At 40.2% G+C, this 12,183-nt stretch carries 10 protein-coding genes; 4 read left to right on the forward strand and 6 right to left on the reverse strand.

Annotated features, from left to right (window positions below):
* Positions 1 to 38: 38 nt before the first annotated feature.
* From R2Q80_RS01575 to R2Q80_RS01585, 3 genes are all read right to left on the reverse strand, one after another.
* On the reverse strand, positions 39 to 608 hold the full coding sequence (locus R2Q80_RS01575; protein WP_316797910.1) for a hypothetical protein: 570 nt from the start codon (positions 606 to 608) through the stop codon (positions 39 to 41).
* Between the two features lie 109 nt (positions 609 to 717).
* Positions 718 to 2,055: an ankyrin repeat domain-containing protein gene (locus R2Q80_RS01580; protein WP_316797911.1), complete on the reverse strand. Its 1,338-nt coding sequence runs from the start codon at positions 2,053 to 2,055 to the stop codon at positions 718 to 720.
* 8 nt (positions 2,056 to 2,063) lie between these two features.
* Positions 2,064 to 3,266, reverse strand: coding sequence for an ankyrin repeat domain-containing protein (locus R2Q80_RS01585; protein ID WP_316797912.1), 1,203 nt, complete (start codon positions 3,264 to 3,266; stop codon positions 2,064 to 2,066).
* A 312-nt stretch (positions 3,267 to 3,578) separates the two neighbouring features.
* Here R2Q80_RS01585 and R2Q80_RS01590 point away from each other — a divergent pair, with 312 nt between their 5' ends.
* Both R2Q80_RS01590 and R2Q80_RS01595 read left to right on the forward strand, forming a co-directional pair.
* Positions 3,579 to 5,798: an NADP-dependent isocitrate dehydrogenase gene (locus R2Q80_RS01590; RefSeq protein ID WP_316797913.1), complete on the forward strand. Its 2,220-nt coding sequence runs from the start codon at positions 3,579 to 3,581 to the stop codon at positions 5,796 to 5,798.
* A gap of 173 nt (positions 5,799 to 5,971) precedes the next feature.
* Positions 5,972 to 6,379 carry a hypothetical protein gene (locus R2Q80_RS01595; RefSeq protein ID WP_316797914.1) on the forward strand — a complete coding sequence of 136 codons (408 nt, stop codon included), beginning with the start codon at positions 5,972 to 5,974 and terminating at the stop codon, positions 6,377 to 6,379.
* A 133-nt stretch (positions 6,380 to 6,512) separates the two neighbouring features.
* On the opposite strand, the gene R2Q80_RS01600 is transcribed toward R2Q80_RS01595, so the two are convergent.
* Positions 6,513 to 8,321 (reverse strand): DNA polymerase III subunit gamma/tau, encoded by a 1,809-nt coding sequence (locus R2Q80_RS01600; RefSeq protein ID WP_316797915.1) that lies wholly within the window; start codon positions 8,319 to 8,321, stop codon positions 6,513 to 6,515.
* Positions 8,322 to 8,428: 107 nt separating this feature from the next.
* Complete coding sequence (locus tag R2Q80_RS01605) at positions 8,429 to 9,301, reverse strand: AraC family transcriptional regulator (RefSeq protein ID WP_316797916.1); 873 nt, start codon at positions 9,299 to 9,301, stop codon at positions 8,429 to 8,431.
* 172 nt (positions 9,302 to 9,473) lie between these two features.
* On the opposite strand from R2Q80_RS01605, the gene R2Q80_RS01610 reads away from it, so the two are divergent.
* A complete protein-coding gene (locus R2Q80_RS01610; protein ID WP_316797917.1) occupies positions 9,474 to 10,070 on the forward strand; it encodes a hypothetical protein in 597 nt (198 codons plus the stop codon).
* 109 nt (positions 10,071 to 10,179) lie between these two features.
* Here R2Q80_RS01610 and R2Q80_RS01615 read toward each other — a convergent pair whose 3' ends face one another.
* Positions 10,180 to 10,779 carry a sigma-70 family RNA polymerase sigma factor gene (locus tag R2Q80_RS01615; RefSeq protein ID WP_316797918.1) on the reverse strand — a complete coding sequence of 200 codons (600 nt, stop codon included), beginning with the start codon at positions 10,777 to 10,779 and terminating at the stop codon, positions 10,180 to 10,182.
* Positions 10,780 to 10,957: 178 nt separating this feature from the next.
* Here R2Q80_RS01615 and R2Q80_RS01620 point away from each other — a divergent pair, with 178 nt between their 5' ends.
* Positions 10,958 to 12,112, forward strand: a complete 1,155-nt coding sequence (locus R2Q80_RS01620; protein WP_316797919.1) for a FecR family protein — start codon at positions 10,958 to 10,960, stop codon at positions 12,110 to 12,112.
* The last annotated feature ends 71 nt before the right edge of the window (positions 12,113 to 12,183 follow it).

The following is a 12,183-nucleotide window of genomic DNA, read 5'->3' on the forward strand; positions in this document are numbered from 1 at the left end:
AGAAACGAGCAATCCCGGATAGGTTGTTCGTTTATATGCTATTCCGGCGTCTTTACAAGGTGGTGTAAAATCTTTGCATCCACATCCTTTGCACTCAATAGCAGTGCCGAGAATTGAGGATCAGATTTAACCAGTAGATACTTCCCGTCGGGCAGTACAATTACTGATGAGCCACAGGTGGTGATTTCTCTAAACAACATCCTGCGTAAAAAACCAGCATCGGTTTCAATTTCCAATCCCGACGACTTTACATCACTGAAGTTTTTGCCTGGTTCTTTATATTGATAAATGGATACCATTGGTCGTTTAGCTCCCTTATCGATAATGTTTTTCTGAAAAGCCCAGCGTACGTTATTGATAAACTCCGGGTTTTGTCCGTTAAGATCATTCCAGCATGCATCATTGTTGAAATCATATTTAATGAAGACCGTGTCTTTGAGTTTAACCCTGTTATTTTCCCTAAGGTAGCTGTGAAGAGAGTCTAATTGTGCCCCGCTTAGCGATCCGGCATCGTAGCGTTTTTCCTCATCTACATATAGTTTTGAAGAAGAGCAACTGTACAAAAGCACTGCAATGGTTAGAAAGGTGAGGGTTAAGCTTTTACTCATGGCGATAATTTAATGGGGTCGTTTCGGGGGCTTGCAATCAAAGCAGGCTGGTGAAAATAACCTGCTTTGAATGTACCCTTTCCCGAAAATAAGTATTATCACCGACAGTTTAATGATTCAGGATTTTTGTTTTTTCAGAATTAAACTCATCCTGCGACAAGATGCCTGCATCTAACAATTCTTTTAAGTCGAGCAAAGCTTGTTTTTTGGAAGAAAGATCCCCGCCTGCCGGCTGGGGTTTTTGGCTTTGCGCTGCGGTATTTTCCGATGGCTGGTTGGCCGGACTGAATTTTAACAACAATTCAGTTATCTCATTAAAGCCTTTGATATTGGAGTAATCGATAGCTTTTTGTTCTTTAACGTTAATCACACCCGGATCTGCAGACTTTTCAAGCAGGAACTTTACAGCATCTTTTTTTCCGTTTGCGGCAGCATAGTGTAGCGGGGTATTTCCGCTCTCATCCTGAATATTTACATTCGCACCTTTTTCAATTAACAATTTGAGCATGCTCAGATGACCACTTTTCGCTGCCACGTGCAACATACTTTCCCCGCCATAGCTGTAGTTGCTGTTCAGGGAAAATGCGGCATCTACTGAAATATTGTTGGAATTCTCTACCCATTCGAGGTATGAATACATAGAATCGTCGTTACCTGAAAGGGGTTTTACATAATTTACGTCAACACCGGCTGAAATAAAAAGCTCAACAATTTCTTTCTGGTTATGAGAACAGGCGTACCAAACCGGAGATAGGCCTTCTTTCGAGGAATGCAATACATTCGCACCCTTTTCCATAAGGCTTTTAATCAACATTCGGTTGGCATCGTAGCAGGCTAGTAATAAGGCTGAAACACCATTGTGGTTCACATGATTAATGTCAGCGCCGTGCGAGATAAGCAGATCAACCATTGGGATGAATTTTGATTTTACAGCAAAGAGCAGGGGTGAGTCGCCATTTTTATTGCTGCAATTGATGCTGGCTCCTGCATCCAGCAGTTTGGTGACAATCTCCTTATTTCGCCAGGCTGAGGCAATCAGCAAAGGCGTTTCCGCCTCGTTATTTTCGGTATCGGGAGACAGCCCTTCCTCCAGAAGAACTGACAGCACTTCAATTTGACCACTTTGAGCGGTGATGTGCAGCAGACTATTGCCTTTCAAGTCTTTAATAGCAGGCTTCGCACCTTTCTCCAGCAGATAAAGTGCAGTTTGCTTCTGTTTTTGCAGGCAAGCAAAATAAAGCGGCGTTTCTCCGGCATGATCTTCATCATCCAGATCAGCACCTCCCTCAATCAATAACTTCACCAGATCCAGGTAACCTCTGTGGGCCGCATAGTGCAGCGCTGTACGCCCTTTCTCGTCGGTATAGCCTACCTCTACTTCTCCATTGGCCAATAATAATTCAGCAATTTTCCTTTTGCCACTTTCGCAGGCAATGATAAATGACATCGACATAATTAAGATTGTTTCATTAGCAATTCAACAGTTTTTATTTTTAAATTGTCATCAGAAGCCAGCATCAGTGCCGTTTGATCCTGATCATTGGTAACACCTGCATCTGCCCCATACTCCAGTAATACTTTTACTTTCCTGTAAGTCTCCTTCGCTCTATCTGGTTCATAATTCACATTGAATGCAGAAACTTTGTGCAATAGGGTATTCCCCTGATCATCCTGACGGTTGATATCGATCTGGCCGGTTTCCAGAACAGCTTCCAGTACTCCCGCACTTTTTTCTGCAATCACATCAAGCGGGGTTTTATCAGCATTATACCACCTACTGACCTGATAAAGGTCGGCACCATCATTGAGTAGTTTTTTCAAAAAGCTGATGCCCGCTTCGCCCCCCTGCATCATTCGCACATATTCGAAAAGCAAAGATTCTCCGTTTTTATTCACCTGATTAAAATCTGGTGTTGCATGTGCCCGGAGCGCATCATATAGTTGATCACTTTGCAAATGGGCAACCGCATAAAAGAATGCTGAATTCCCTTGTATATCAGTATGGTTAGGGTCAGCACCCGATTCAAGCAGGTGATCGATCAGCTCTTTTTTATTGGATTTAACGGCAGCGATCAAAGGTGTCTCGGCAACAATATTGCCTTCGTTAATGTCAAGGCCCTGTCCAATGAGGAAGTTGACATACGATGCTCGGAGGGAATTAAACTCCGTTTCGTTGAGTTCGAACCGCCGCTCATTGCTTTTTACCACCTGATGGATAAAGTTTTCGTCGGCATTATTTTTAAAATTCGTGTCACAGCCTGCATCTGCGAGGATTTGAATCCAGGCTAATGGTGCAAGTTTTTCCAGGAAATAGCCCAGAAGGGTTTGAGTGGCCACCTCATCATTGATATTATCGAAACGGCAAATAAAATCCTTAAAAAACGCAGTTCCGTCTTCGTCAGACTTCAGATGTCTGATCACACTTTGAAAAACACTTCGGTCAAAGTTTTCCAGTTCATATATATCAGTTTCTATGGTTTTGTCTTGGAGCAGATGAAAAATAATATCGTATTGTGCTGCCCTGAACAATTGATCAATAATTTGTGACTTGTGGTGTTCCTGTAGGTTTTCAGGCAGTTTTGTACCTGATCTAAGCAAGTCAAATGCTTCGCTAAATTTACTTTCGTTTATCAGTTGTGCTATATTTTGTTCACTCATGGTTTTGTTGGTTTTATGATCGGACACGGAATAAAATTTCTATTTACCTAAACGGAAATACAGCACTGATGTTTATAAAATTTAAAACTTATTCGTTTATAGCTTGTTAATCGCCAGGAATTATAAAACCTGTTACATCCTAAAAACGCAGACATCAAAGTGGATACAATCGATTAAAATGTGACATTTAAACTCCATAAATAACAGGTTAATGTTCCTTAATTCACACGATTCTTTTATCTTTAGACGATTTTAAAAAAGGGTTGATTCAATCCTATTCATTAAACTATAATCAGTAAAAATCAATTAAACATGTCAAATACATCAAAAATTATCTACACCAAAACAGATGAGGCACCCATGTTGGCGACCTACTCCCTTTTACCTATTGTACAAGCCTTCACAGCTTCAGCTGGTATTGATGTAGAAACGAGAGATATTTCTTTAGCAGGAAGAATTTTGGCAAACTTTCCTGAGTATTTAAAAGATGATCAGAAAATAGGTGATGCTTTGGCAGAGCTTGGTGCACTAGCCACTACTCCAGAGGCAAACATTATCAAATTACCAAATATATCGGCATCTATTCCGCAGTTGGTTGGTGCAATCACAGAATTACAGGCTCAGGGATATGCACTCCCAAATTATCCTGATAATGCACAAACTGAAGAAGAAAAAGCCATTAAAGCTAAATATGCAAAAGTTTTAGGTTCTGCTGTAAACCCGGTTTTACGTGAGGGTAACTCTGACCGCAGGGCACCAAAGGCGGTTAAGAACTATGCAAAACAGAATCCACACTCAATGGGTAAATGGTCTGCAGATTCGAAAACCAAAGTAGCCAGCATGACTGAGGGTGATTTTTATGGTTCTGAGAAATCAACAACTATAGAATCGGCTACCCAGTTTAAAATTGAATTTGTCGGGGAAGATGGAATGGTAACTGAATTGAAAGGCCTTGCTCCACTTAAAGCGGGTGAAGTGATTGATTCTTCAGCATTAAGCCTGTCGGCATTGAAAACTTTTGTTGCCAAAGAAATTGAGGAAGCTAAAGCTGCCGGCATATTGTTATCAGCACACTTAAAGGCTACCATGATGAAGGTTTCTGACCCCATCATTTTCGGCGCCATTGTTGAAGTTTACTTTGCAGATGTATTTGCAAAATACGCAGAGCTGTTTAAAACACTAAATATCGATACCAGAAATGGTTTAGGTGATGTATATTCCAAGATCGCCGGAAATGCTCAGCAGGCTGAAGTTGAGGCTGCATTAGCAGAAGCCATCGCAAACGGACCTGCTTTAGCCATGGTAAATTCTGATAAAGGAATTACCAACCTGCATGTTCCAAGTGATGTGATTGTGGATGCATCGATGCCTGCCATGATCCGTACGTCAGGACAAATGTGGAATAAAGAAGGTAAGCTGGAGGATACGATTGCTTTAATTCCAGACCGTTCTTATGCTGGAGTATATACTGCAACCATTGAAGATTGCAAAGCGAATGGTGCTTTCGATGTGACTACAATCGGAACGGTTCCAAACGTTGGTTTAATGGCTCAGAAAGCTGAAGAGTACGGATCACATGACAAAACTTTCCAGGCTGCTGCTAACGGTGTAATCCGTGTAACTGATGCTGACGGTAAGGTGTTTTTTGATCAGAAAGTCGCTACAGGAGATATCTTCCGTATGTGCCAGACTAAAGATGCTCCAATTCAGGATTGGGTTAAACTGGCCGTTAACAGGGCACGTTTATCTGAAACACCTGCTGTTTTCTGGTTAGATGAGAACAGGGCGCACGACAGAGAAATCATCGCTAAAGTAAATCACTACCTGAAAGATCACGATACCACAGGTTTAGATCTTCGTATTCTTGCACCTATTGATGCGACTAAGTTTACTTTAGAGCGTATTCGTAAAGGTGAAGACACTATTTCAGTTACAGGTAACGTATTGCGTGATTATTTAACAGATTTGTTCCCGATTTTAGAGTTAGGTACTTCTGCGAAAATGCTTTCTATCGTTCCTTTAATGAATGGTGGCGGTTTATTTGAAACCGGTGCAGGTGGTTCGGCTCCAAAACATATTGAGCAATTTATAGAAGAAGGTTATTTGCGTTGGGATTCATTAGGTGAGTTCCTTGCACTTCAAGCTTCATTAGAGCATTTATCACAAACTCAGAATAACCCTAAAGCGCAGGTGTTAGCCGATGCTTTGGACGAGGCCAATGCAAAATTCTTAGCTACAGATAAATCGCCGGGCAGAAAACTGGGTACTATTGATAACCGCGGTTCTCATTTCTATCTGGCTTTATATTGGGCTGAAGCATTAGCTGCACAGACTAAAGATGCTGAATTGCAAGCGAGATTTGCTCCTTTAGCAAAAGTGCTGACTGAAAATGAAACTAAAATTACTGGAGAGTTAATAGCCTCTCAAGGTAAAGCGCAACAAATTGGTGGTTATTACCATCCAAGTGACGAATTAGCTGGAAAAGCGATGCGTCCGAGTGAAACCTTAAATTCAGCATTAGCTTCTTTGTAAGTTTAGCTGTAAATAATAGTTTTCAAAGCCCAACCGAATTCATTTAGGTTGGGCTTTTTTTACAGGATTTTAATTTTCTTACCGCCTCGTCTCGCTGAATTTTCAAGCTACCCTATAAAACCATATTGGCCGTCTTTTGTTATACCTGTATAAATATATAGGAGACCAATACCATGGCAATTAACGAAGATAAAGGATCGAAAGATAAAATACATAGTACTACAGAAAACCCTGAAATCAATAAAGAGAATCTGGCTTATGATGAAACCAAGCAAAGTTATGAGCTTGATGTAAAAGGCACGGATAGAGACTACGATCACCCGATGGGTTATGAAACGGTAGCTGCAGGGGCAAAAGATGACGACTCTACTTATGACGAGGCTAACCCTTATGTAGGCGATGAGTACGCCAGAGATGAAGAAGTAGCCGAAGACAACCTTGAAGAACTGGGTATGCATGTAGATAATGGCGAGAGTGTAAAACTAACTCCAGAAGATGAAATCCTTGCCCGTACTCCTGAAGACGATCGTGATGATTTAGATGAGGAAGGCTACCCGATTAACGATGAACCCCAAAAATAGTTGGCTGATCAAAACCGGAAGGTCTTAAGCTGGCGAAACAATCATAAATTGAAAAGCAGGATGATGCAACGAAGCATTTCCTGCTTTTTTTATTTCACAAAACCGGATTTACTTTTCCGGGAAACGCATCCCGTTAGGGATTGATGTCTAAATTGAAACGCCTGCGCAGATCTTCCAGCTTAGGGTTTTTATTAACCAGGTATTCATACTTTTCCCTGTTGCCATAAAGTCTGTTTTCAATCTTGCGCTCCACCTGTTTAAAGGTAATGTCGACTGCAAAGTTCTGAAGGGTATTACGCAGATAATTCATTAGCTCTACCGATTCCTGCACCACAAACTGTTCCTGGGTTTTACTTTCCACCGATATCTCAATTAAAACCGGAGAAACGAGTGTAGGTGGAAAATTATTCAGGATGGTAAAAAGATTAATCTTATCAGCAGCTTTGAGTTGCTGCACATAATTGCTCCATACTTCCTGTAGTCGCTCATTTGTAAAAGGGGTTCTTGCCTCTCCGGTAACGGTTTTAGGCGTACCGTCATCTTCGCCGCTCGCTAAACGCTCCAAATCATTTAATGAAGGAATTAAGGTGCCAACATTCTTCTTTGGCATGTTGATGCTAATAGACGTGGCAGAAGGTACCGGTGCTGCGGGTAACTGCTGAGCTTTTTCTGGGGGTGGCGGAGGTGAGGAAACTGGTGGCTTTGGAATATTTATTACAGGGTTTTCACTTTCAGCTTTTGCTTGTGGGCTTTGTGCTGTACCGGTTACGACATCAGTTTTTTTTTTATCCTGATCTTGATCAGTTGCTGTGTGGATAGAGCTTAAAGGCTGTTGTGCAAGTTGTACGACTGATCGTATATGGCACATCTTAATTAATGCGAGTTCAACCTGTAAGCGCTGATTCTTGGAGTTCTTATAGTTCAGGTCGCAGTTATTTGCCAGATTCAATGCGGTTAACAAAAACGAAAGTTCAGTTTGCCTGCATTGATCGAGGTATTTTTGTCTGATATTATCGCTAACTTCCAACAGTTTGATGGTTGCAGCATCCTTACCCACCAGTAGATTACGGAAGTGAGTAGCTAAACCATTGATAAAATTATTACCGTCAAAACCGTTATTCAGAATTTCATCGAATAACAACAATGTCTGGCTCACCTCAGCAGCAGTTAAATGCCCGGTAAGCTTAAAGAAATAATCATAATCTAAAATATTCAGGTTATCAATTACCGCTTTATAAGTAATGTTTTTATTGGCGTAACTGGCAATCTGATCGAACATGGAAAGGGCATCACGTAAACCGCCATCCGCTTTTTGGGCAATGATGTGTAGTCCGTCTGCTTCAAAAGCAATATTTTCACGTTCTGCTATTTTAGAAAGATGTCCGGCAATATCTTCTACCTGTATGCGGTTGAAATCAAAAATCTGACACCGTGATAAAATGGTCGGCAGGATTTTATGCTTTTCTGTTGTAGCCAGGATAAAGATGGCATAGGATGGTGGTTCTTCCAGGGTTTTCAAAAAGGCATTGAACGCACTTTGTGAAAGCATGTGAACCTCATCTATGATATAGATTTTGTATTTACCGGCTTGTGGGGGTATTCTAACCTGCTCAATTAAACTGCGGATGTCATCAACGGAGTTATTTGAAGCCGCATCTAATTCGTGCACATTAAAGGAATGTCCGTTTTGGAAAGACTGACAATTGTCGCACTGTCCGCAGGCCTCCATCTCAGCTGTAGGATTAGTACAGTTAATGGTTTTGGCCAGGATCCGTGCACAGGTGGTTTTACCTACTCCACGTGGACCGCAGAATAAAAACGCCTGCGCTAGCTGGTTGTTTTTGATGGCGTTTTTTAATGTACCTGTAATATGTTGTTGTCCCACTACGGTTTCAAACGTAGCCGGACGATATTTACGGGCAGAAACAATAAAATTTTCCATCGGCACGAAAATAGGAAAAATTTAAGTGTTGCGGGATTGAAAAATTGGAATGTTGAAAAGTTGGGATACTTGCTTCCTGATACTTAATACTTGCTGGTTATTCTCCGCTACTTTATCACCGACTTCAGCTCATTCCGGTATTCCGATGCGCTTTTCCCAGTAAACTCGTGAAAGATTTTATTAAAGTGGCTGAAATTGTTGAATCCGCTTTCAAACGAAATAGCTGTAATGCTAATGTGCTTTTCGGCCAGTAGCTTAGAGGCGTGTACTACACGATATTCGTTAACAAAACGCGTAAATGTTTTTTTGGTAATCTTTTTAAAATACCTGCAGAATGCGGGCACCGTCATACTCGACATTTCTGCGATCTCATCAAGGCTGATTTGCTCCTGAAAATGGTCTTTCACATAATTGAATATCATATTAATGCGGTCGTTATCCTGCACCTGCATCTCGAGCGAATAATTCAGTGCATTTAAAATTTTATAGTCTGAAGCCTGCTCTAATTCCCTTAATACACCCAGTAAAGCCAGAAGCCTTTCAAGAGGCCATGCATTATGCATTTTTTCGAGCGTTGGCCCAACAAGCTTCATGGTGTCTCTGCCGAAGGCAATACCATCCTTCGCTTTTTCAAACAAGCTGGCAATACCACGGGTCTCTCTGAGTTTTAAAAATTCGGTACCCAAAAAGTCAGGTTTCATTTGAACCACAACCTCTGTTTTATTCCCCGTATTAGTATCCGTAAATCCACAATGTGGGATGTTGCTGCCAATGAGAATTAAATCACCATCAGTATAATAAGATACGTGGCTCCCGATTTGTCTCTTTCCAGATCCACCATTCACAAATACCATTTCTATTTCGGGATGGTAATGCCAGAGGTGCGCCTTATTATTTTCGTTCTGAACATATTTAGAATAAGTAAATGAACTTCCAAATGAGGGTTCTACCACTTCGAAACCAGGTCTTAATGTTTTCATAATTTTAAACAAAATTCTATTGTAAATATGCTGAATTGATATGGTTATGACAAATGGAGGGTTGTTAGGGTAAAATAGCATATATATTGATCAATATTGAATCTTTTTGCCTTTAAAAACTGTCATAATTTAGCATCATAAAATAATTGTACACGCTTTAAACTATTTTATTATGAAAAACGTATTCAAATTCGCAATAATCGCAGCAATCTCGTTAACATCATCAATTGCTCAGGCAAATGATGGAGATTTTTCTTTAAAATCTAAAAGCGAGAAAGAAAAAACTATTAGTTTTCAAATTAATGAGGCTAATGATTTCAATATGTCAATTTTAGGTGAAAATAACGAAGTGTTATTTGAGCAGAAATTATTTGCTAAAGCAAGCTCAACTAAAACATATGACCTGAATGCTTTGCCTGACGGAAATTATACCATGAAAGTGGAGTCGGGTTCAAGACTAGCGCAATACGATATCACCATCGCAAACAATCAGGCTTTATTTTCAGCTCCGAAAATTACTGAACTTTACAAACCCGTAATCACTAAAGGTGATGACGATGTGATTACTTTAAACTTTGATCAACCTAAAGCTGGTGAGGTTGAAGTGCAGGTACTAAACGAAAGTAATGACGAGCTTTATACTCAGGTTTTCAAAAACAAAGCTAAACTGACTAAAAAATTCAACATCAGCCGTGCTGACGGTAATGCTTTAACATTTGTTGTGAAGTATGACAATCAGACCTATGTGAAAACAATCGAAACTCGCTAATTTTTAACAATAAACTAAACAAAGGGAGATGCTGTTGAGGCATCTCCTTTTTTGTTTTATGGCCTTTTATGGATTAGGGAGCTTAACTGTGAATGACTATGCTTGCCAATTAGAAAGATCTTCCGAATAAAATAATCAGTATGCCTGAAAGTTTCATGGCCGTTCTCAAATGTTTTAATGCAGCTGTTAATTGATTTTCTACTGTTCTTTTTGAAATTTCAAGCTTAAGTGCAATTTCAGCAATGCTTAAATTTTCATGTCTGCTCATGAGGTAAATTTCCCTGCAGCGATTTGGAAGTGATTCCAGTGATGATGCGATTGCAGAGTTAAACTCTTCTTCGGCAATCTTTTGTTCCCCCAGGTTTACGCTGCTATAGGGTTGCAATTTTAACACGTTCTGTTCGGATTCTATATAATCTTCCACATAGGTGATGGGCATTGCTTTTAAGGCTTTGCTTTTTCTGATGCCATGGTAACTTGCTGAAGTGACTACATAATTCTGGAAAGCATCAATATTGAGCTGACTCCTTTTATTCCAGATATTCACGAAAATGTCGTGGGCAATTTCCAGTGCCAGTTCCTCATCTTTTACATACCTGATGGCCACACCATACACCTTCGCCCAATGACGGTTAAACAGCTCGTTAAAAGCGCTCATGTCATCAAGAACAATTTTGTCGAATAGTTCCAGGTCTGTAAGTTTGGTCATTGTCATGGAATGATACAATAAAACTAATGTTTAAAATTCACAATAGGAAATCTCTTTTTGAGCTATTCGGAGTACCTTTTCTAATTAATTTCATTTTTTTTATCTTTTCTATGTGTGTGCTCTGTAGTTTCGGTATCTATATAAGTAATAGCCAAATTTAAACTTTCATTGAGTCGTCATGTCCGAAGAACAGTACCTTTCACTTTGTGAGCAATACTTTGCAGGCAAATGCAGTCCCGAGGAAATTTCCTTGCTTTTGTCGTACCAGTCAGAAAATGGTTTAAATCATGATTTTGACGGCCCTGGTAAAGAGCAGTTGCGGCTATTGTTGCTGGCTCGTATTCACCATGATATAGCGCCACAAGTACCCAGACGCATCTGGTTTCGTTCTATTACCTTTAGAATTGCCGCTTCCATCGCGGCTTCAATCCTCGTTTTCATATTCATCCATTCTTTCTACAAGCCAGCGGAAATACAGCATCAGCAGGTGAATGTTAAAAAGACCGAACCTATTCCTGCAGACATCGCCCCGGGCTCGGCAAATGCAGTGCTCACTTTAGCTGATGGAAAAAGTATTCATCTGGATGAGCATAAAAATGGTTTATTGAACGACCAGCAAAGTGGTGTCATATCAAAATCCGGAGATGGTATTGTACTTACCGCAAAAGATAAAAAAGCAGGCGAAAACCTGGCTGCATTAAATAAGATTTCCATTCCAAGGGCTGGAAAGTATAATATTACCCTTTCCGACGGAACGAAAGTGTGGTTAAACTCCAGCTCATCACTCAGTTTCCCTACGGTTTTTTCAGGAAATACCCGCAAGGTTTTGCTAAGTGGAGAAGGGTATTTTGAAGTAGCAAAAGATAAAAAGAAGCCCTTTATTATTGATGTGAACGGCAGGCAACAAGTTGAAGTTCTGGGTACGCATTTTAATATCAGTGCTTTCGAAGACGATCAGAATATTACAACTACTCTTCTGGAGGGCTCCGTTAAAGTAAATACTAAAAATAAAAGTGCATTGATAAAGCCCGGTGAAATGGTAGTCAACAATCTGGATGACCGGTTAATGGTGAAACAGGCAGATATTGATGAGGTGATGGCCTGGAAAAATGAGCTGTTTGTTTTTAGCAATGAGAACATCACATCAGTAATGAAAAAGATTTCCAGGTGGTATGATGTTGAGGTAGATTATAAAGGCAACATGGATCATATCAATATTGAGGGGAATTATTCCCGTTCAAAAGGGCTTAAAAGTTTGCTTAAAAATATCGAAATGCTGGATAAAGTTGATTTTTCGGTTAAAGAAAGGAGGGTAACCGTTATCGCAAAATAAATACGCAACTATAATTAAATCCAAAAACCGGAAGTGTTACGACCACCTCCGGCATTAATAGCAAAATGCTA

The sequence above is a fragment of the Pedobacter frigidisoli genome, assembly GCF_032678525.1.
Lineage (GTDB): Bacteria > Bacteroidota > Bacteroidia > Sphingobacteriales > Sphingobacteriaceae > Pedobacter > Pedobacter frigidisoli_A.